At 59.7% G+C, this 20822-nt stretch carries 15 protein-coding genes; 10 read left to right on the forward strand and 5 right to left on the reverse strand.

The window, feature by feature from the left end; translation table 11 throughout:
• Positions 1-142: 142 nt before the first annotated feature.
• The 5 genes from ACIQXM_RS03735 to ACIQXM_RS03755 all read left to right on the forward strand — a co-directional run bounded on the left by ACIQXM_RS03735 (position 143) and on the right by ACIQXM_RS03755 (position 9776).
• Positions 143-904, forward strand: coding sequence for a CatB-related O-acetyltransferase (locus tag ACIQXM_RS03735; RefSeq protein ID WP_400927842.1), 762 nt, complete (start codon positions 143-145; stop codon positions 902-904).
• A 400-nt stretch (positions 905-1304) separates the two neighbouring features.
• Positions 1305-4094 carry a glycosyltransferase gene (locus ACIQXM_RS03740; protein WP_400927844.1) on the forward strand — a complete coding sequence of 930 codons (2790 nt, stop codon included), beginning with the start codon at positions 1305-1307 and terminating at the stop codon, positions 4092-4094.
• A gap of 281 nt (positions 4095-4375) precedes the next feature.
• Complete coding sequence (locus tag ACIQXM_RS03745; protein WP_400927847.1) at positions 4376-5095, forward strand: NTP transferase domain-containing protein; 720 nt, start codon at positions 4376-4378, stop codon at positions 5093-5095.
• A 72-nt stretch (positions 5096-5167) separates the two neighbouring features.
• The gene (locus ACIQXM_RS03750) at positions 5168-8827 is read left to right on the forward strand and encodes a CDP-glycerol glycerophosphotransferase family protein (RefSeq protein ID WP_400927850.1); all 3660 of its coding nucleotides are present in this window, start codon (positions 5168-5170) and stop codon (positions 8825-8827) included.
• A 52-nt stretch (positions 8828-8879) separates the two neighbouring features.
• A complete protein-coding gene (locus ACIQXM_RS03755; RefSeq protein ID WP_400927853.1) occupies positions 8880-9776 on the forward strand; it encodes an acyltransferase in 897 nt (298 codons plus the stop codon).
• Positions 9777-10141: 365 nt separating this feature from the next.
• Here ACIQXM_RS03755 and ACIQXM_RS03760 read toward each other — a convergent pair whose 3' ends face one another.
• From ACIQXM_RS03760 to ACIQXM_RS03770, 3 genes are all read right to left on the reverse strand, one after another.
• Positions 10142-11161: a glycosyltransferase gene (locus tag ACIQXM_RS03760; RefSeq protein WP_400927856.1), complete on the reverse strand. Its 1020-nt coding sequence runs from the start codon at positions 11159-11161 to the stop codon at positions 10142-10144.
• 110 nt (positions 11162-11271) lie between these two features.
• A complete protein-coding gene (gene wecB / locus ACIQXM_RS03765; RefSeq protein ID WP_400927858.1) occupies positions 11272-12414 on the reverse strand; it encodes a non-hydrolyzing UDP-N-acetylglucosamine 2-epimerase in 1143 nt (380 codons plus the stop codon).
• A gap of 116 nt (positions 12415-12530) precedes the next feature.
• Positions 12531-12773, reverse strand: a complete 243-nt coding sequence (locus ACIQXM_RS03770) for a hypothetical protein (protein WP_400927861.1) — start codon at positions 12771-12773, stop codon at positions 12531-12533.
• A gap of 173 nt (positions 12774-12946) precedes the next feature.
• Here ACIQXM_RS03770 and ACIQXM_RS03775 point away from each other — a divergent pair, with 173 nt between their 5' ends.
• The 3 genes from ACIQXM_RS03775 to rsmD are packed head-to-tail and all read left to right on the forward strand — an operon-like array spanning position 12947 to position 16790.
• Positions 12947-13924 carry a DAK2 domain-containing protein gene (locus tag ACIQXM_RS03775; protein ID WP_400929486.1) on the forward strand — a complete coding sequence of 326 codons (978 nt, stop codon included), beginning with the start codon at positions 12947-12949 and terminating at the stop codon, positions 13922-13924.
• On the forward strand, positions 13914-16133 hold the full coding sequence (locus ACIQXM_RS03780) for an ATP-dependent DNA helicase RecG (RefSeq protein ID WP_400927864.1): 2220 nt from the start codon (positions 13914-13916) through the stop codon (positions 16131-16133). Before ACIQXM_RS03775 ends, ACIQXM_RS03780 begins: the two co-directional genes overlap by 11 nt.
• Positions 16134-16187: 54 nt before the next feature.
• Positions 16188-16790, forward strand: coding sequence for a 16S rRNA (guanine(966)-N(2))-methyltransferase RsmD (gene rsmD / locus ACIQXM_RS03785; protein ID WP_400927867.1), 603 nt, complete (start codon positions 16188-16190; stop codon positions 16788-16790).
• Positions 16791-16796: 6 nt separating this feature from the next.
• On the opposite strand, the gene ACIQXM_RS03790 is transcribed toward rsmD, so the two are convergent.
• Both ACIQXM_RS03790 and ACIQXM_RS03795 read right to left on the reverse strand, forming a co-directional pair.
• Positions 16797-17612, reverse strand: a complete 816-nt coding sequence (locus ACIQXM_RS03790) for a spermidine synthase (RefSeq protein WP_400927869.1) — start codon at positions 17610-17612, stop codon at positions 16797-16799.
• Complete coding sequence (locus ACIQXM_RS03795) at positions 17612-18856, reverse strand: aminotransferase class I/II-fold pyridoxal phosphate-dependent enzyme (RefSeq protein WP_400927872.1); 1245 nt, start codon at positions 18854-18856, stop codon at positions 17612-17614. Before ACIQXM_RS03795 ends, ACIQXM_RS03790 begins: the two co-directional genes overlap by 1 nt.
• Positions 18857-18896: 40 nt before the next feature.
• Between ACIQXM_RS03795 and coaD the strand changes: the two genes are divergently transcribed.
• Together coaD and ACIQXM_RS03805 are read left to right on the forward strand one after the other, a co-directional pair.
• Complete coding sequence (coaD, locus tag ACIQXM_RS03800) at positions 18897-19376, forward strand: pantetheine-phosphate adenylyltransferase (protein WP_400927874.1); 480 nt, start codon at positions 18897-18899, stop codon at positions 19374-19376.
• Positions 19377-19380: 4 nt separating this feature from the next.
• Positions 19381-20730, forward strand: a complete 1350-nt coding sequence (locus ACIQXM_RS03805) for a polysaccharide pyruvyl transferase family protein (protein ID WP_400927876.1) — start codon at positions 19381-19383, stop codon at positions 20728-20730.
• The last annotated feature ends 92 nt before the right edge of the window (positions 20731-20822 follow it).

Consider the following 20822-nt stretch of genomic DNA (forward strand, 5'->3'; position numbering starts at 1 on the left):
TGTAGGGTCGCTGGTGGTTTGCCCTAGAACCATGTATATAGTGATTTGCAATTTGAGACGTGGAGGGCACCCGGTTTACTAAACGGCTAGGACTGTAATTCGTACATCCTATTTTCAGTACGCTATGGCTATGAGAATAGCGATGAAACAGCTTCGTCCGACGTTGATTGAAAACCGTATATTTGTAATGGGTCCAGGTGCGTACTCGATCGAGGCGAGCGGAAGTAGCTATAGGGACGACGCGATGGTGGACATCCAGCCAGACATCGTCTTGGAGCCATACACGACCTACTGGGCCGGCAGTGCCACCTCGTTGGTAACGATGGGTTCCTTCTCCTACGTTCTGAGCCGTATGCATCCTTCTGTCCGTATCGGGCGTTATACCTCAATGGCACTCGGTGTACGGGTAATGGGCAATAAGCATCCGTTGGAAAGGGTTTCAACGAGCCCAATGTTCTATAAAAACGGCCCCCTGATGAAGACCTACCAAGCCGACATCGGGACTACGACACACTTTGATCCCTTTGACGAAAGTGTTGACGGGATCGTTATAGGCAACGATGTATGGATCGGCGAGAACGTGACGCTTGCCCATGGTGTGACCATCGGAGATGGTGCAGTTATCGCGGCAAACGCAGTTGTAACGAAAAGTGTTCCACCCTTCACCGTGGTGGGTGGAGTTCCCGCTCGTAGAATCAAGGATCGATTCTCACATGCCGTAATTGCCAAGCTGCAAGAACTGCAGTGGTGGCAGTATTCTCCGGAGTCGTTATCCGATCTCGACCTCAAAAATCCAGAATATTTCTGCGATAAACTCGCTGACCGGGTGCAATCAGGTACTATTGCGCCCTACGTTCCGTCCAAGGTGCTCACATACAAAGACTTTGAAAATCTCCGTCCTTAAGGTGCAGTGCATGTTCCTGGCTCTCCCTGCCCTGCAGGCAGCCGCGGTGGTCTAAAGGATACGAAGCGTCACAGTATGGGGACCAAAGGTTGCCGCAGGGAGGTAAAGGGGTACGACGCTTATGGCCGACCCCACGGAAGCTATGTGGTCCGATCACGAATGGGCCCAAGCGGAGTACGAAGGAGTATGGTTTGCAGGATGTGACAAAAAACTTGAGGTGAATGACCTGCGTGCAGCTGGTGACGCACGGGCCAAATATTCCCTCGAGATGTCCAATATATTCCGCTGCGCTGACCGAGTATTCAACTGCCTTTTATCCTGCAGGGTCTGGGGTTGCTGAGATGTATGGCGGACCCTTTGAGGCCAGCTGAGCAACTAACGATCACAACAGGAGGCCAACGTGGCTAAGGGCCAGTTTTCCCTCATAGTGGCGCTGTACAACGTGGCCGACTATGTTCCCACTTTCCTCAAATCCTTGGACGCCCAGACCTACCCGGTGGGAGACCTGGACATCGTCGTCATCGATGACGGGTCCACGGACGAATCTGCGCACGTGGTGTCCGAATGGGCTCGCGGCCGATCCAACGTCCGTCTGGTCCGCAAGGACAACGGCGGACCAGCGTCGGCCCGCAACGTGGGGCTGGACCAGGTCCGGAACGACTGGGTGACGTTCTGCGATCCCGATGACGCCTTCAATCCGCGCTATTTTGAGCGGATCGCGGCGTTCCTAAACCGCGACACCCAGCAATCGGCGCAAATGCTCACGGGCCGCCTTGTGCAATTCAATGACGCTTCCCTGCGGACCTCACAGGGGCATCCGCTGAACCGGAAGTTCCGTCAGGGTGACCTGCTGGTTGACCTCGATGCGAACCCGGAGTATTTCCACATGCACGGGCCCACTACCTTCCTGCGCAGAGATGTCTTGGAGAGGCACCGCCTTCGTTTTGACGAGCGGATCCGTCCCAAGTTCGAGGACGCCAACCTCATTGGGCGCTACCTTGCCGTGGCGGAAAAGCCGGTGGTCGGCATCATTGCCTCAGCCACCTATTACTACCGCCGCCAGCGCACCGGTGCAGCGTCCCTGGTGCAGGGGACGTGGGGAGATCCCCGCGCGTACAGCGACCTGCCGCAGTACGGCTGGCTGGGAATGCTCGAAGCCATCCGCTCCAGCGCAGGAAGGGTTCCCCAGTGGGCGCAGTACATGGTCCTCTACGACCTGGTGTGGCTCTACATTGATGACAAACGCATGCACAGCGACACGGGTTCAGCCACCCCCGAGCAGCAGGCCGCCATGCACGAACTGCTGGAACGCATCATCTCCCTGATCGACAAGGACGTCGTCAATACGTTCAGCGTGGTCAGCCAGGGATGGCTGTTCCACAACATTCTCCGCACCCACTACAAGGGTCTCCAATACGCCAATCCGCTTGTAGTGCAGGGCAAAACCGATCCGGTGCAGCAGGTCACCACGTATCACTACCTTTTCCAGGGCGACGTCCCGCAGGAAGAGTACATAGTGGACGGTGTTTCCCGGACGCCGGTGGCCGCCAAGGTCATGGAACACCGGGTACTGGGAAGAATCTTGATCCGCGAGCGCATCCTTGTTCTTCCTGCGGGGGGCAGCACCGAGATCATAATGGACGGCGTTACGGCGGTACCCACCACTGACAGGAGGGTGCCACTGCAGCCAGGCCGCAGGCCCTTGCCAGCTGCCTATCTTGAACTGTCCGCAGGACCCGCTCAGGGGCACTTGGCTCGGAGAGCCGCCCGAACAGGAGTTTCCCGGAGGCTGGCGCGGGCCCGCACGGGGCTGACGGCCCGGCAGATCCTGTCCGGACAGCCCCGCTCCCGCACCCTGGCAGCAGCAGTGCGCCGGGTGCTGAACCGGAAGCGCAAAGCCGCAGAAGCAAGGAAGCGGGCAGCCGCAGACCAGGCGCTGATCGCTTCGGCTGCCTCCGAACCGGTGCGCTCGCGGTACAAGGATGCCTGGCTGCTGATGGACCGGATAGACCGGGCCGACGACAATGCGGAGCACCTCTACCGCTACCTCGTGAAGCACCGGCCGGACATCAACGCCTTCTTTGTCATCGAACAGGACTGCGAGGACTGGCACCGGCTGCGGGGTGACGGTTTCAAACTGGTTCCCTACGGCTCGGATGAATCGGTGCTCCTGGTGCTGAACGCCGCCTATAAACTCTCCTCCCACGCCAACTGGAACGTCGAATACCCGGTCAGCCGGAAACGCTATGGCAGCGGCGACGCCAAATTTATCTACCTCCAGCACGGCGTCATCAAGGACGACATGTCCCGGTGGATCAACGGCAAGGACATCGCGGCAATGGTCACGACCACCCGCGGCGAGCATGAATCGATTGCGGGCGACAACAGCGTGTACCGGCTGTCGAGCCATCAGGCCAAGCTCGTGGGGCTGCCGCGGTATGACGCCCTGCGCACAGCAGCACTAGCCTCGCCGGTGACGGAACGCCGCCAGGTCCTGATCGCACCCACCTGGCGGCAGTACGTCAAGAAACTCATTGGAGTCTGCGCTACCCCGGAAGAGGCAGCCCGGGCCTTTGAAGCGACAGACTTTGGCGGAACCTGGATGACATTGCTACGGTCCGCGGAGTTGAAGGAATTGTGCGTCAATCAGGGGGTGGACGTGGTCTTCATGCCCCATCCCGAGTTCGAATTCGTGGTCCCGTATCTGGACCTGCCCGAGTTTGTGCGGCCGGCGCGGTACCGGGACGTGAGCGTCCAGGCAGAACTGACCAAAGCACACACCCTGATCACCGATCATTCCTCCATTGCTTTTGATGCCGCGTATGCGGGGAGCAACCTTATCTACCTGCAGTTTGACGGGGACGAAATTTTCCGGGGGAAGCATGTGTACCGCAAGGGGTATTTCGACTATGCCCGGGACGGGTTTGGCCCGGTAACCTCCGATGTGGACGAAACGATCAGGGAGCTGCAGCGGATCATCAATGGGGGGCTGGTGCGCGGGGAGATGTACGAGGCACGGGTGCGGGACACCTTTCCTTTCTGGGATTCGCGTTCATGTGAGCGGATCACCGCGGCGGTGGAGAATCTGGGACGTCCATGGGACCGGCAACGGCCCCTGGACGAGCCGCCGCACAGGACAGACAGCCGCAACGCAAAGAGCGGCGCGGCGGTTCAAACCGGGGGAAAGTGAAAACTACTCTATCCACATTCAACATTGCCGGGATTGCTCGAAATCCAACACGATACTCCACCTGTGGAAGGAAAATGCGGAGACTCGGGCCTCCGCAAATGATGCACTCAGGGAATCCACGGGGAGGACGCGCGGTGAATTCACCTTTTGTTCATCCGGCGGTAAGGTGTCGCATGGGGTCTATTCTGTGTGTTCCGTAGTGGCGCCCAGGTGTCCTGAGCTACATATTGGCTGGTAGTAGGTTCCCCTCGTTTCAATTCATTGATGGATAGGAAAACCAGATGACCGTACAAGCCGTAATCCTTGCCGCAGGTATGGGTACAAGGCTCGCCAGGCCCCATCCGAAGGCTCTGACGCCTCTGGACGACGGACGCACGATCATGACGCAACAGGTCGACAACCTTCAGTCCGCGTTTTCTGATGATTTGCGTCTGACAATCGTGGTCGGGTACAAGCTCGAGCAGATCATGGAACATGTACCTGATGCTTCGTTCGTCTATAACGAAGCCTTCGACCAGACCAACACATCCAAGAGCCTGCTCAAAGCTCTCCGGAATTCTGCTGACGGAGGAGTGCTCTGGATGAATGGAGACGTGGTGTTCGACCCGGCCATGTTCGAGTGCCTGAGGCCTTACCTGCTGGACGATATTTCCTTCGTCGCTGTTGATACTTCCGCTGTTTCAGATGAGGAAGTGAAATACACCATAGACCCCGACGGATATATAAATCAGCTTTCCAAAAGTGTGGTTGACGGTCTCGGTGAAGCCGTAGGAATCAACTATATTTCATCCCAAGATAAAGAAAAACTGATTCGAAGGCTCGACGAGGTTGATGATCAAGAGTATTTTGAAGGCGGCATAATGCTTGCGATCCAAAAAGACGCCGTGAAATATCTCCCGGTGGACATCAGTCAATTTTACGCCGTTGAGGTCGATTTCGCCGCAGATCTAGCAAGGGCTAATGAGCAGCTGAATCTTAGTCGAGCTCATTTAGCGCACTAGAGTGCTGAATCATGCCTGCACTGGTCCAGCTAAATCTATAAGACGATAGCAAAAGAAAGACGCGAGGATGGAATGCCGCAAGTAAAGAAGTCGATTGACCGGGCGATGCGCCGCAGCTGGAACGCACTGCCAAAGGGCTTGCAGGCAAATGTCCGTCCTCTTATACACAGCCACATCAAACCGGTATCATCGTCTGCCGGTTCCTCTCCGGAAACCTCGCTACTCAGTGTCATTGTTCCGGTTTATAATGTCCGGAAATATATTGAGAAGTGCTTGGAGAGCATTCTGAGCCAAGACTATAAAAATCTGGAAGTAATCGTAGTTGACGATGGCTCTACGGACGGCTCGGACCTTGTAGTTGAAGCATATATGTCCCGCCACAAGCGCGTTCGCATGTTGCGGGTGGACCACTCCGGGAATGGTACAGCTCGCAATGTCGGAATCCAGGCCGCCAAGGGTAAGTACCTCACATTTGTTGACTCGGACGACATCGTCGAACCCGGGGCGTATACAACGCTGATCAACCAGCTGACGTCCTCCGGCTCGGACTTTGCCGTTGGAGCGTTCTATCGCCAGAAGGGCAGCAAAAAATGGCTGCCTCAGATGATGTCTGAGATACACGGTGAAGATCGGATCGGAATCACTGTAGACGATTTTCCCGAGATTTTGAGAGATGTATTCTTATGGAACAAGGTCTTTGTACGCGAATTCTGGAGTCGAGCTGTTGGTTCAATTCCGGAAGGTGTCTTATATGAAGACCAGGAAACTATTGTCCGCGCATTCCTTCGTGCTGCGTCATTCGATGTCCTGCAAAAAGCGGTATACACATGGAGAATTCGAGAGGATAATTCGTCCATAACCCAGCAAAAGGGCGACCTCAGCGATCTTATCGACCGGATGAGAGCCGCTCTGATTGTCACAGAGTTGGTTGAGTCCGAGGCCAAAGCGGAAACCAAGAGGGCATGGTATGTAAAGTCGCTTGGCGAAGATCTGCGGCTGTATATTGATCAAGTTCCTCAGGCCACTGATGCGTATTGGGACGTCCTTCAATCATCAGTGAGCCAGCTATATGCTATGGCTGAACCGGAAGTTTTTGCCCTTCTGCCCGTCGCAGATCGTGTGGTGGCTAGTCTAGTGTCGCAGGACCGCCGCAGCGATTTGGAGAATGTCCTTGTCAGCTTTCGGGACAACGGTCGGACCTTCCCCGTACGTGCCGTAAACGGAATGCTTTACGCAGAGCCGGTTTATGTCAGAGACCTAACACCGCCGCTGCCTTCGCATCTCCTACAATTTGGTCCAGTCGATACACATCTGAAAACTCGTCTGTTGAGTATTTCTTGGATAGATGCCGATACCGTTGAAGTACGCGGTGCCGCATACATCCAGGGACTTGACGCTTCCGAGCACCCATATAAGACTCATCTGGAGCTTCTCAACACCACAACTGGTGAGCGTCTTACAGTGCCGGCTTCGGTTAGCCCTGACCCGTGGATCGACCAGGTGAGCGGTGATCGCTGGAACAGCTACGCAGAGTGCGTCTTTAGCACCAGTATTAAAACCAGTGACCTGCTCAGTACTGCCGGTAAGGCAACGCCAAATGGGCAGGAATGGAATCTGCTAGTAACAGTGGACTCAGCAGGTATCACTGAAACGGACGTTATTCGGGTCCGAGACGGCGAGAAGCTCCCGTTCCAGCTGCCGACGGGGAAGGCCAGCAAACGAAGCCGCGTAGTTGCACAAATTGATCGCACCCGCGGTCTTCGTTTTCGCGTCATAAGGTACGGGTCCATGGCGAGCGGGGTGTCTGTCAGTGGCAGGACGGTGAAAATCCGCTTTGAAGGTTCCCCTAACGACGTGCCGAAGACCATCTATATGAAAAGCGGAGAAGATGAATTGTCTTCATCCGTAACCGTCTCCCCGGACGGCCGCACATTTGCCGTTGAACTCCCAGTTCCCCCTAGTGGGCGCGAGGTCACCTGGGATGTTTACGGCCAGTCGGGTAACGGAAAACCGCATTTTGTTGGGTGGCCAGGCGCAAGCATCGATCCATCTGGTCTTCCCCCCGCTGGGGAAGCACTGAGTGTCTCGCCGACGGGCTATGGATACCTTCGTATCAATGTCCGATCGTGGAGAGTCACGGCTTCCGATTGCACGGTGGATCATGACAGTAACGCCATCGTCGTCACCGGGACGTCCGCTTACCTCAAAGCCGGCAATGAGATGATGCTCGACCTTATATTGGCCACACCGCGAAGCTATATCGCGCCACAGAAGGTCAGCTTTACCCCGGGGTCCGAGGTCTTTACAGCAATATTTCCCCTTTTCTCGGATAGATGGGGATACGGCGATGTGACGCCGGAGCCCGGGCATTACAAGCTATATTCCCGGACCATCGATGAAGACGGAACGGTTCGTCGACACGGCGTTAGAGCTGTAGGAGCTCTTGCGCAACGCGTTCCAGCTGAGCACCTCACGGATCGGTTGAGGGTAGTATTTTCCGCCGAGGACCGTGAACGTAGTTTCGTTGTGAAGGTTCTGGCACCGTATCGGCTCGGGGAACGTGGTCCTTTCGCCCAGCAGCAGCTTCGTACTAAGCATCTTAGAGACAGTGCTCCGATAGATACTGAAGCTGTTCTTTTCGAGAGCTTCGGAGGAAAATCCGTAACTGATAGCGTCCGCGCTATTTCAGACGAACTTGGCCGTACCCGACCTGGTCTGAAACGTTATTGGACTATCGCAGATTATTCAGTGCGCGTGCCTGAAGGATGTACAGGCGTTTTAATTTACAGCGCCGAATGGTATCGGGTCCTCAATACTGCGGGAACACTGGTAAATAACAACAACTTTCCCCATTATTTCCGTAAGCGGGAAGGGCAGATCTATGTCCAAACGTGGCATGGAACGCCGCTAAAGAAAATCGGCAATCATACCCCCCTGGCCAATCTGAGTGCTTCTTACCGGCGACTTATGGAGCGCGAAGCGAAATTCTGGGACGTACTGATTGCCCAAAATAAATTCGCTGGAGAGACATTGCCAAGAGCCTTTGGATATCATGGCAACACTGTAACGGAGGGTTACCCGCGGAACGACGTCCTACACGATGCAGAGTCCTTTGATCGTCGCTCTAAAGTTAGAAGCGCACTTGGGTTGAACGATGATACTTTTGTTATTCTTTATACGCCTACATGGCGTGATAATGTCCGCAACACCCAAAATAAGTTTGACGTAGTAAATTACCTTGATTATGAGGAAATTGCTGACGCCCTCGGATCTGATTACAGGATCTTGTCCAGAGGCCACCATAATGTCGCCGGTCAACGTAAAACAGCAGAGCGATCAACTTACATCGATGTTACTGCCTATCCTGAAATTGCCGATCTGTATCTGGCTGCTGATCTAATGATCACGGATTATTCATCCTCCATGTTTGACTATTGTGGAACAAAGAAACCGATAATATTCCTCGCACCTGACATTGACCAGTATGAGAACGAAACCCGCGGTTTCTACTTCAACTTCCGCGATGTGGCTCCCGGTCCGATACTCTCGTCAACGTCGGAAGTAATTGATGCGATCAGACGGCTGGACTCAGTAAAGTCTGAGTATCGCGTAAAGTATTCAGCCTTTGTTGCAACGTACGCTGCATTGGATGATGGCAAGGCGGCCCAGCGGATACTTAACTCGCTTCCCGCCCCGGCAACGGGTGAGGTCTCTGCTGAACAGACAGCATGAAGTATGCAGGTCGTCTTCAAAGGGTCCCTGGAAGGTTTAAATAGGCTGAACGGTGGACCTCGATTATAGTTGGAACATGGTTGTGCTAAACGTCCTATCTGCTTACAAAGATGACAATAATAATCGAATTGCTTATGACGGTCCTGATATTCTAGGAGTCCGGATTGAATTCTCCGGGGCAGGGAACACTCTCACCGTTGCTCAGAACGTACGCATAGATAAGCTGACCGTCGTTTTTGATTGCGACAACGGCACAATGAGTATGGGAAACAGTCGATTTGGGCGGTTTTCTGGATGGATAAGGATCGGTCAGGATTCAGAAGTCCGCCTGGGCGAAAACGTGACAACCACCAACACCTGCGTTATCTCGGCTGTGGAAGGCACGTCAGTCATTGTTGGCGATGACGTGATGCTTGCCAGTGAAAACGAGCTTCGAGCCGACGACGGTCACGCGATATTCGATGTGCACTCCGAAAAGCGAGTAAATCATTCAGAGAATATCATCGTCGGAAACCATGTGTGGCTGGCTAAGCGGGCGGTGTTATTGGGTGGTGCACGAGTGGGTAGCGGGAGCGTCATAGGCTTTGGATCGCTTGTCTCTGGTGCGGTCCCTAATAATTGTGTTGCGGCCGGCGTCCCAGCACGAGTCATACGGCGAGACGTAGCCTGGGAAAGGCCCCACTTATCCCTCTCCCGTCCCTATTACAAACCTGATGCAAGTTCCATCACGAAGTCCGATTACTGGGCGACTACTGCTGCCGAGGAGCCCGCGAGGCCTTATGCCGTAGTCTCTGACATCGCGGGAGAACCTGCGATCGTAACGTTCGGGACGGAAGCTGAGGCGCGCGCTTGGTTGAAGGAAAATTCGTCTGACGCGGAGGCCTTTCCTTTACTCAAAAGGGCTGAGGCAGATAAGTTGCTTGCGGCAGAAAAGGCGTCAAGAATCTAGTCGGATGCTCCCTTGGCCACGAACCTCCAAGCAGAACATCTTATTCTACGAGCGGTAGTTGTACTTCACCGCTGGTTACCATAATCGATGGTTCGCGGATCGATCCTTCGGCTCAGCATTGGTTCTACCTGAGATCATCTTTTTCGGTCGTTTTTCATGTGTATGTGAAGTATTCAAGGTGATCAGGACCTTGTGGAAATACACAGCAGATCGAGTTGTTGTCTTGGGGAGATGCCTGACCAACGCGAGCGGGTGGAGACGGGACGAACACTCACTTGTCCCGGATCGTCGTAGCCTCCATTCCCTGGCTGTTGGCTGCAGCTTGGTGCATCCCTGTACGTTCTCGGGCATGATCTAACCGGGTTTTATCGGTTGTTTTTTGCCAAGCGATAGTGACTTGCGAAAATTTGTGAATACATTCCAATTGTTTCAAGTTCGCTGGGGGGTGATACTTCAACAAATTCGGAGAAGCCATCTATTTCAGCGGCATATTTCAACCAAGCGTTTCGATACATGTATAAACAGGTCTTATCGGATTTTGTATATCCTTCGAGGTACCGAAAATCTACAGTCCGCCAAGGTTTATTTTGCGTAATGTAGTGAATGTTTCTGATGACCGGCTGCTTGTCGGGCGATAGTCGTGGAAGACCGGTTATTCTCGTGTTATAAGTTTCATCTAGCCGGCCGACTGGGCTGGGATCAAGGTACGCGGCAATAGACAGGGCCACCTGCTCAGCCATGTTCACCGCATTTTCTTGCGACTGAATCAAGGCATAGATTTCCTTGAATTGGTTGTATGTGTCCTGGTCGACGTACCGCTTGAGATTGATGGCAACAAATCCCGCGTTAAAATAAGGGACCTTTTCTGCGGTGAAGTCCGGGATTTTGAGAGCATCTAGGTGGTCTTTTGTGAGGCCTTCCTTTATCAGGTTCAGGTCCCAGGTTAGGCCTGTAAAGGTGCTCGCGGGATTTGTTAGTCGTGGAAGTTCGTATTCAGCCAGGCATAAAATGTCGTAATCGACTTTCAATGCATACTCGTAACCTTGTGCTGCGAAGTACAGGGGAGCAATCCAGTTGTAAAAAATCTCCTCAGGCCAGCGCTTTTCATGCATAGCTGAAAGACCAGAAACAGAGCCGTACTTGTTGAATTCATCCACGTCTAAGAACGTAATATCGCGAGCAGCCATGATCTGCTTCATGCGGTCGGTCAGATGCTCAGAAGAAAATGACATGTAATAGTCAAAAGGATGCTTGCTATTGTGTTTTTGTATACTGTCGAGTGCAACCACTGCAGGAAAAAATATGTTGTGGTCGCCCGCTACAAAGACGGCTATCCGGCCGGTTTTATTCGCACGGACGAGAGCGGATAAATCAAACAAGGGCATTTTGCTCCATCTGTTCGGGTCATGGATGTGTAACGCCTGATGTCCAATGGAGACCCACAAATTGGTAGCACCATAACGGCGTTATTAGACTACGACATCTTTCGCAAAGCCTACCGTGACTGTGCAATACGTTTGTTATGAGCATGAAGAAGTGTTGTAACCGCTAGTACACTTCGTTCAGCAGCAGACCCGTCCCCGTAGGGATTCATGGCCTCGGACATGGAGCTGTAAAGCTCCCGGTCGTGCAGCAACCGGTCCACTTCGCGGACGATGCGGTCCTCATCGACTCCGATGAGCTTCACGACGCCGGCCTCAACAGCCTCGGGCCGTTCGGTGTTTTCCCGCATCACCAGCACGGGTACTCCCAGGCTGGGAGCCTCTTCCTGAACCCCGCCGGAATCAGTGAGGACAATGTGCGCCAGGGACAGGAGGCGGGTGAACTCGCCGTACTCCAGCGGCTCGGTGACCAGGACGTTGCCCAGCTCCTCCAGATAGGGCAACACTGCGCGACGGACCACGGGATTGCTGTGGACCGGCAGGACGATAGTGAGGTCCGGCTCTGCCCGGGCAATACGGGCCAAAGCGCGGCCGATGCCCCGCATTCCTTCGCCCTGGTTTTCGCGGCGGTGCGTGGTCACGAGCAAAACCCGACGGCCGGAAGCTGACAGCTTCTCCAGCTCGGGATCGGCAAAGGGGACGTTCTTTTCCACGGTGGCCAGGAGTGCATCAATGACGGTGTTTCCCGTCACCACGATGTCTTCCGGCAATATGTTCGCGGCCAGCAGGTTCTGGCGGCTGCCCTCCGTGGGTGCCAGATGCAAGGAAGCGATCTGCGAGGTGATTTTGCGGTTGCCTTCCTCCGGGAAGGGCGAGAGGGGATTGCCGCTGCGCAGGCCGGCCTCCAGATGCACCACGGGTATTCCGTGATAGAAGGCAGCCATTGCCGCAGCGGTGGACGTAGTGGTGTCTCCCTGGACAATGACGGCATCCGGGCGGTTGACGTTAAAGAGTTTGTCCAGCCCGTCGATGGTTCGGGCCAGGATGCCGTTGAGGGACTGGCCCGGCTCAAAGATGTTCAGGTCATAGTCCGGCTCAATACCAAAAAGGTTGTTGACCTGGTCCAGCATTGAGCGGTGCTGGCCGGTCACCGTCACGAAGCAGTCAAGGGCGTTGGATTCCTTCAGGGCAGCCACGATCGGTGCCATTTTGATGGCTTCTGGCCGAGTGCCGTAAATAGGCATGACGACTGGCATAAAATCCCCGCTTAGCTTGACAACAGCCCGATAACTCGGATCAGTCTAGCTGAAGCGAACTTTTTGGAAATAGGAAAGTAATTTTAGGGTAATTCCAGTAGACGTTCCGCCAATGCTCAGCCGAAGAGAACCAGCAGTGTTATCAGCGCGGGAACCGACAGACCCACCACCGAGGTCAGCAGCATGGCGACCGCGCGCTGCTTCCGGTAGGCCTTTTCCTCCCCGGGGCGGATGTTTCGGCCCGGGGGGACCCATAGTGTCTCAGTTTCGGCGGTGCGGCGGGCGTTTCGTTCCGGTTCGGGAGCCGGATCCCTCAGGTGTCTCGCTGCGGGAATGTCCGCGTACCGCTTGGTGGCCATCCTTCAACCCTGCCATATTTGTGCAAATTGTTATCGGCGCCGTTCAGGCTCCTGCGGTAGGCTTCCTACTGACCAAACCGGCACGACGGCAATGACGCCTCCTGTCCGGAGCAGGAGCGCAGCATGGAAAAGGGATCACTTTGCAGACCAAAATCACCGCGAACGCACAGGCGCTGAAGCGATGGTTGAGCAAAGCCGAAGTCTCCCTGGGCAATCACAGTGACCGGCTCAACGCGATCAACATCTTCCCGGTGGCCGACGGTGATACCGGCACCAACCTCTATCTCACGCTGTGCGCCGCTTCCCGTGCCGTTGCCGACGTCGACACCACGGACATCGGGGAGCTGCTGGGAATTGCCGGCCGGGCGGCCATGGAAAACGCCAAGGGCAACTCGGGCACGCTGCTGTCCGTGTTCCTCACCGCTATGGCTGAGCCGCTGCAGGGCAGCACCCGCCTCTCGGCACCCCTCCTGGCATCCGCGCTGCACCGGGCCCAGCTGCGCTCCTGGTCCGTCCTGAGCGATCCCGTTCCCGGAACCATGCTCTCGGTGCTGGAGGAAGCGGCCGGCGCCGCCATCGACGCTGAGGCCGCCAAGACAGGCGATGACAGCAACGCCGGCCTGGCAGCCGCTCTGCGCGGCGTCATGGACGCTGCCCTCGCCGCCGTCGTGCACACCGAACTGCAGCTGGATGCCCTCACCCAGGCCAGGGTGGTGGATGCCGGGGGAGTGGGCTTCCTGCTGGTGCTGGACGCCCTGCGCGCGGCGTCCCTCGGTGAGGAACTGCAGGAAGAGCTGCTGGACGGCCTGCACGGCTATGACGTTCAGGCACCGCACATCCACAGTGGAATGCCCCGCATGGAGGGTGTGGAGGTGATGTGCACCATCAACCTCAGCCCGCTGGATGCGGCAACACTGCGCCTGCAGCTGGACGAGCTCGGAGACTCGGTGATCATGAGCGCCGTGGACGCTGTGGGAGACGGCTACCGCTGGCGGGTGCACGTGCACACGCCCGACGCCGGCAGCGCCATCGACCTCCTGCGCACCGTTGGCGAGCCCACCAACCTGACCATCACGGAGCTTTCCGCGGACGGTCATGAAACCAAGGAAATCATCGAGGACAGCGAAATCCACGAGGCCCATGAAGTCTAACGTTCCCCCGGAACTGGATTTCCCGCTCGAACGGCGCATCGGCAAGCCCTCCGCCACCAAGCTTGAGAAGCAGCTGGGCCTGAAAACCGTGGGCGACCTGCTGCACCACTTCCCGCGCCGCTACCTGGAACGCGGTGAGCTGACGCCCATCGCGGAAATCCCTTTCGATGAGGACGTCACCCTCATTGCCCGCGTCCAGAGCGCCAATGCCCGGCGGATGCAGACCCGCAAGGGCACGCTGCTGGAAGTGGTGGTCACCGATGACGCCTCCGGAGCGCTGGGCCAGCTGCACCTGACGTTCTTCAACGGCTGGAACGCGCAGAAGGAACTCACAGTAGGCACCCGCGCCATGTTTTCGGGCAAGGTAGGCGTCTACAAGAAGCAGCTGACGCTGACCAACCCCAACTATGTGGTGCTCAATGAAGAGGCCGATGACGAGGAAATGGCCAAGCGCCCCATCCCCGTCTACCCCGCCACGGCCAAGCTCAACAGCTGGGACATCAAGAAAGCCGTGGACCTGCTGCTGGACACCATGGAGACCGAGCGGCTCAGCGATCCCATCCCCGAGCCGGTCCGGGACGCGGAACACCTCATCGGACTGGTGGAGGCATACGAGAAAATCCACCGACCGGCCGAGATCGGCGAGGCCTACAAGGCCCGCCACCGGTTCCGCTACCAGGAGGCCCTGGTCCTGCAGACGGCGCTGGCCCGCCGGCGCAGCGCCGCCGCACAGGAAGACGCCACGGCCCGCCCGCCCCGGCCCGGCGGGCTGCTGGACAAATTCGATGCCTCCCTGCCGTTCACGCTCACCAACGGCCAGTTCGACGTCGGCCGCGAACTGGCCGTTGACCTGGCACAGCCGCATCCCATGAACCGGCTGCTGCAGGGGGAGGTGGGCTCGGGGAAAACCCTGGTGGCCCTGCGTGCGATGCTCCAGGTGATCGACGCCGGCGGGCAGGCCGCGCTGCTGGCACCCACCGAGGTCCTGGCCGCCCAGCACTATGAATCGATCACCAAGACGCTGGGCCCGCTGGGACAGGGCGGCCGGCTGGGGAGCGACGACGACGCCACCCGGGTTACGCTGCTGACCGGTTCCATGGACACCGGCGGACGCCGTGCCGCCCTGCTGGATGCCGCGAGCGGTGCCGCTGGTATCGTCATCGGAACCCACGCACTGCTTTCGGAACATGTGCAGTTCGCAGACCTGGGGCTCGTCGTCGTGGACGAACAGCACCGGTTCGGCGTCGAACAGCGGGATGTGCTGCGCACCAAGGGCCGCAGCACTCCGCACCTGCTGGTCATGACCGCAACCCCCATTCCCCGCACCGTGGCCATGACCGTGTTCGGGGACCTCAACGTGTCCACACTGACCGAGCTGCCCGCCGGACGCGCACCCATCTCCACCTTCATGGCGCCGCTGGCGGAAAACCCCGCCTGGGGGCCGCGGATCTGGCAACGTGCCCGCGAGGAGATCGACGCCGGCCGGCAGGTATACGTGGTCTGCCCCAAGATCGGGGACAAAGACGAGGAACCGGGCGCTGACCTGACCCTGCTCGACTACGGGCCCCCGCCGGAGGGAACGAGCGGCAAACCGAACCTGGCCTCCGTGACCGACATGCACCAGCAGCTCTCCGAAGTACCCGCGCTCGCAGGAGTGCGGATCGGGGTCCTGCACGGGCGGCTGGATCCGGTGGAAAAGACCGAGACCATGGCCGCGTTCACCCGCGGAGACATCGACCTGCTGGTGTCCACCACGGTCATTGAAGTGGGCGTGGACGTGCACAACGCCACGCTCATGGTGATCATGGATGCGGACCGGTTCGGAATTTCCCAGCTGCACCAGCTGCGCGGCCGGGTGGGCCGCGGAGGGCTGCCCGGCACCTGCCTGCTGGTCACGAAACTGGAGCCCGGGCACCCCAGCCGGGAACGCCTGGAAGCCGTGGCGGTAACCACCGACGGCTTTGAACTGTCCCGGCGCGACCTTGAGCTGCGCCGTGAAGGGGACATCCTGGGTGCCTCGCAGTCCGGCGGCCGCTCCACACTGAAGCTGCTGCGGGCCATTCAGGACGAGCCGCTGATCGAGAAGGCGCGCGCTGCCGCCACTGCCCTGGTGCAGGAGGATCCGGAACTGAGCCGGTATCCGGCCCTGAACGAGGCGATTGAGGATTATCTGAATCCTGAAAAGGAAGCGTTCCTGGACCGTGGCTGACCCGGCCCGCCCCGGCCGTCCGGGTGCTCATCCAAACCCCGATAAAGTGAAGGCATGAGCCGCATCATTGCCGGAACCGCCGGCGGAACCTCCCTGACCAGTGTTCCCGGAACAGGAACCCGCCCCACCACGGACCGCGTGAAGGAAGCCCTCTTCTCCCGGCTGGAGTCCTACGACGTGCTGGCAGGGGCCCGCGTGCTGGACCTCTTTGCCGGATCCGGCGCCCTGGGCGTGGAAAGCGCCAGCCGAGGAGCCGTTTCGGTGGACCTGGTAGAACTGGCGGACAAAGCCGCCGGCACCTGCAAGCAGAACGCCAAGCTGATCAATGACGCCGCCGGCCGCACCGTAGTCAGCGTGCACCGTGCCAAGGCCGACACCTACCTGCTGCGCGTGCCCGCGGACGTCACCTGGGACGTGGTGTTTATGGATCCGCCCTATGACCTGGACGAGGAGGACCTGAACTCCGTGCTCCGGGCGCTGCCGCCGCACCTGGCCGAGGGCGCCGTCGTCGTGCTGGAACGCTCCACCCGCTCACCCGAACCCGCCTGGCCGGCCGGAATGGAACGCTTCAGCGAACGCAAGTACGGGGAAACCACGCTGTGGTTCGCCGAGCCGGCACAGGCCGCAGATGACGACGACGCCGCGGCCGGTTCCTAGGACCCGCTAGCCCGCCGACGCGAAGACGTCCAGCCGCTCACCGGTCAGGACGTCGGCCGGATGCGGACCTGCGGCAAGCAGCTGCGCTGCCCACTCCTCAGGCCAGGGAAAGGCCGTGGCAGCCAGCACAATGTTGCCCGGAAAACGTCCGGTGAACATGTCCTTCGGTCCCAGCGCCGCGAAGCCCGCTGACGGAATCCCCGCCATGCCCTCCTGCAGGGCGCGGATCTGCCGGCGGGCAAACGCGAGCCCGGGATCATCTCCCACATTCACCAGCAAAACCCCGGCGGGGGAGAGCAGCGCTGCCGCCTCCGCATAGAACTCGGGCGTGGTCAGGTGCTCCGGTGCGTCCGCCCCGGCAAAGACATCCAGCACAATGGCGTCGAAGGACCCCGGTTCCCAGCGGGACAGTGCATCCCGGGCGTCGCCGATGACGGTTTCCAGCACGGTGCCCTCCGGCAGCGGCAGATGCGCCAGCACAAAGTCCAGCAGCTCCCGCTCCAGCTCCACGGCCGTCTGCCTGGACCCCGGCCGGGTGGCCTGCAGATAGCGGGTGAGGGTCAGCGCCCCGGCGCCCAGATGAAGGGTCCGCAGCGGCTGCCCGGCGGGGGCGGCCAGATCCAGCACGTTGCCGATCCGGCGCAGGTACTCGTAAAAGATTTCCTCCGGGTGGGCCAGGTTTACATGTGACTGCTCGGCACCGCCGATGCTCAGCACCCGGGTTCCGGGAGTGAATCCGTCGTCGGTGATGGTGGCGTGCGCGCCGATGTTGCGCAGCAGCCGTGACTGAGTTTTATGCGAAGTTCTGTCCTGTGCGGCCATCAGAGCACCTGTCCGAGCTTGGAGATGCGGTTGGCTGCTTCCTGCAGCACCTCGGTTTTCTTGCAGAAGGCAAAGCGCAGCAGTGAGCCGGTCCGGCGGGCGCCGTCGTCGTGGCAGAACACCGCCACCGGAATGGCACCCACTCCCACCAGCTCCGGCAGCCGGCGCGCCAGCGCCGTGGCGTCGGTGATGCCCAGGGGTGCGACGTCGGCGTTGACGAAGTACGTTCCCTGCGGTTCGAAGACAGTCAGTCCGGCGGCGCGGAGTCCCTCGCTGAGGACGTCCCGTTTGGCCTGCAGGGTGGAGGCGATGCCGGTGAAAAACTCGTCCTCCAGACCGAGCCCCAGGGCAATGGCGCTCTGGAAGGGGGTGCCGGAGCTGTAGCTGAGGAAGGATTTCACGGCGCGGACCGCGGCAACCAGCTCCGCGGGGCCGGAGAGCCAGCCAATCTTCCAGCCGGTGAAGGAGAAGGTCTTTCCGGCCGAGGAGATGGTCAGCGTGCGTTCGGCGGCGCCGGGAAGGGTGGCCACCGGAACGTGCCGCGGTCCGAAGGTGAGGTGCTCGTACACCTCATCGGTAACAATGACGGCGTTGTACTTGGCGGCGAGCTCCACGATCCGCTGCAGGGTTTCGGCGGGAAAGACGGTGCCGGTGGGGTTGTGCGGATTGTTCACCAGCACCATCCGGGTGCGTTCGGAGAAGGAGTCTTCAAGGGTCGCCAGGTCCGGCTGGAAGTTCGGAGCACGCAGCGGCGCCGTGGTGTGCGTGGCTCCGCTGAGCCCGATTATGGCGCCGTAGGAGTCGTAGAACGGTTCGAAGGTCAGGACCTCGTCACCGGGACCGGTGAGCGCGAGCAGTGCAGCAGCGATGGCCTCGGTGGCACCGGTGCTGATGATGATCTGGGTGTCCGGGTCCAGGGACAGGCCGTAGAACCGTTCCTGGTGGGCGGCGACGGCGTTGCGCAGCACCGGCAGGCCCTGCCCGGGCGCGTACTGGTTGGCTCCGGCGCTGATTGCCTCGCGCGCCGCGTTGCTGATGACGGACGGGCCGTCCTCGTCAGGGAACCCCTGACCCAGGTTGATGGCGTTGTGCTTGCCGGACAGCAGCGTGATCTCCTCGAAAATGGTCACCCCCAGCGCGCCGTCCGGGCCGAGCAGGTTGGCGCCGGCGGCAGTGCGCTGCCAGGGAGGGGTTCCCGGCGCGGCATCGGACCGGAGAAGCGGGGCAAGGCGGGGAGAACTCATGCCTTCCAGTATTACTGCTGGAACCGGGTAGATTCGATCTATGCGACGCGCAGTATGCCCCGGATCCTATGACCCCATCCATAACGGACACGTTGAGGTGATCGCGCGGGCTGCCAGCCTGTTCGATGAAGTCCTCGTTGCGGTGTCCACGAACTACTCCAAGAAATACCGGTTTTCCGGGCCCGAACGCCTTGCCATGGCGCGGGAAACCCTCGGCGGGCTGCGCGGTGTCTCAGTGGTGCCGATGGGCGAGGGGCTGCTGGCCGACTTCTGCCGCCAGCAGGGCGTTGACGCCATTGTGAAGGGCCTGCGCTCGGTGCAGGACTACCAGTACGAGCTGCCGATGGCCGTCATGAACCGTCACCTCACCGGCGTTGAAACCGTGTTCCTGCCGGCTGAAAACCGCTACGCGCATCTGTCCTCCACCCTGATCAAGGAAGTTTCCTCCCTGGGCGGTGACGTGAAGGAGCTGGTGCCCCGTGCCTCCTACCGGCGGCTGGTCCAGGAACAGGGCGCCTAGCGGCATGTCCGGCCCGGTTCGGTCCTTCCTATCTCCGGTGTCCCCGGCGGAGCAGGGCCCGGAGCCCGCAGTCCTTGAGCTGGCGGGCCTGCGGTTTGTGTTGGAGCTTGTGGAAGTGGACGACGGCGTCCGCGGTCCCTGTGCGGCAGTGTCCGTCCAGGCTGCCGGGGTAACCGGCGCCGGGGCTGAAACTATGGGGCCCGAAACTCCGGAACCGGACACCCTTCCGGGGGCCGCCCTGCTGCGCAACGCCCTGGCCGGTGAAGCCCTGCTGGTCCGTGATGACGGTGCCGGGGAATCCGCAGAGGCCGCCAAGACATCCGGCACTGAGCGGCACCTTTTTCCCTGCCTGCCGCAGGGGGCGGCTCCGGAGGAGCAGCGGGCGGCGCTGGCGGACGTCCGGCGGCGGCTGCCGGGACTGCTGACGCCGTCGGCCGGGGTGGCTGCGGGAAACCGGAAGGTGCCCCAGGGCCACGTGAACCTGCTGTGGTGGGACGAGCGCAGCAACTTTGGAGACGTCGTCGGGCCCTGGCTGGTGCGCCGGATCAGCGGGCTGCAGCCGGTCAACGGCTGGCGCCGGGGCCTTGACGTTCCGCCGCTGGCGGCAGTGGGCTCCACGGCAGGCTGGCTTGAGCAGGACGGTACGCAGGTATGGGGCGCGGGCCTGATGCGGGCGTTGGATGCGGCGGCGGTCGAACGCCTGGCAGCACTGCGCGGAATCCGGATCCATGCTGTCCGGGGAAAACTCACGGCCGCTGAACTGCGCTCGCAGCTGGGGTGGACCGTCCCGGAGATCTACGGTGATCCTGCGCTGCTGCTTCCGCGCTTCCTGCCGGTTCAGGACGGGCAGCCGTCCCGCGGCAAAGTGGCGGTGGTGCCGCATCTTGATCATCGGGGGATCCTTGGCTCCGGCGGCCGCGGGCCTGCTGGCCAAGGCTCGGATGTGTGGGGCCCGGATGCGCAAGACCCGGAGGACCACGGCTCGGATGTGTGGGGCCCGGATGCGCCGGTCCGCGTGGTGGACGCCCGTCAGGGGATGGAACAGGTGGTCCGGGAGATCGCCGGGTCCAGGGCCTGCATCTCCAGCTCGCTGCACGGGATCATCGTGGCCCAGGCCTACGGGGTGCCGTGGACCTGGGTGCGCATCAGCGACGCCGTCATTGCGGGAGACACCTTCAAATTCCGGGACTTCTTCAGCACACTCCGGGAATCCGAGGTGTCCAGCGTGGACGTCACCGTCGCCCAAGCCGGGGAGCTGGATCCGGTTCTGCTGGCACGTGCTGCAACCCTGCCCCGGCTGCGGATTTCGCTGGATGCGCTGCTGGAGGCCTTTCCACTTCCCCGGCGGGCATAGCCGCGGCAGCCGCCGCCGTCGCGCCGCCCGCCCCGGTCGCGCCGCCCGCCCCGGTCGCGCCGCCTGCCCCGGTCGCGCCGCCTGCCCCGGTC

Source organism: Arthrobacter sp. NPDC097144 (assembly GCF_044762205.1).
In the GTDB taxonomy this organism is placed as follows: Bacteria; Actinomycetota; Actinomycetes; order Actinomycetales; family Micrococcaceae; genus Arthrobacter_B.

Excerpts from the sequence above, each read along its gene's own strand:
- ACIQXM_RS03780 (WP_400927864.1), top strand. The coding sequence starts at position 13,914 with ATGAAGTCTAACGTTCCCCCGGAACTGGATTTCCCGCTCGAACGGCGC.
- ACIQXM_RS03805 (WP_400927876.1), top strand. The coding sequence starts at position 19,381 with ATGTCCGGCCCGGTTCGGTCCTTCCTATCTCCGGTGTCCCCGGCGGAG.
- wecB (WP_400927858.1), bottom strand. The coding sequence starts at position 12,414 with ATGCCAGTCGTCATGCCTATTTACGGCACTCGGCCAGAAGCCATCAAA.
- ACIQXM_RS03795 (WP_400927872.1), bottom strand. The coding sequence starts at position 18,856 with ATGAGTTCTCCCCGCCTTGCCCCGCTTCTCCGGTCCGATGCCGCGCCG.
- ACIQXM_RS03745 (WP_400927847.1), top strand. The coding sequence starts at position 4,376 with ATGACCGTACAAGCCGTAATCCTTGCCGCAGGTATGGGTACAAGGCTC.
- ACIQXM_RS03760 (WP_400927856.1), bottom strand. The coding sequence starts at position 11,161 with ATGCCCTTGTTTGATTTATCCGCTCTCGTCCGTGCGAATAAAACCGGC.
- ACIQXM_RS03735 (WP_400927842.1), top strand. The coding sequence starts at position 143 with ATGAAACAGCTTCGTCCGACGTTGATTGAAAACCGTATATTTGTAATG.
- ACIQXM_RS03770 (WP_400927861.1), bottom strand. The coding sequence starts at position 12,773 with ATGGCCACCAAGCGGTACGCGGACATTCCCGCAGCGAGACACCTGAGG.
- coaD (WP_400927874.1), top strand. The coding sequence starts at position 18,897 with ATGCGACGCGCAGTATGCCCCGGATCCTATGACCCCATCCATAACGGA.
- ACIQXM_RS03750 (WP_400927850.1), top strand. The coding sequence starts at position 5,168 with ATGCCGCAAGTAAAGAAGTCGATTGACCGGGCGATGCGCCGCAGCTGG.
- ACIQXM_RS03790 (WP_400927869.1), bottom strand. The coding sequence starts at position 17,612 with ATGGCCGCACAGGACAGAACTTCGCATAAAACTCAGTCACGGCTGCTG.
- rsmD (WP_400927867.1), top strand. The coding sequence starts at position 16,188 with ATGAGCCGCATCATTGCCGGAACCGCCGGCGGAACCTCCCTGACCAGT.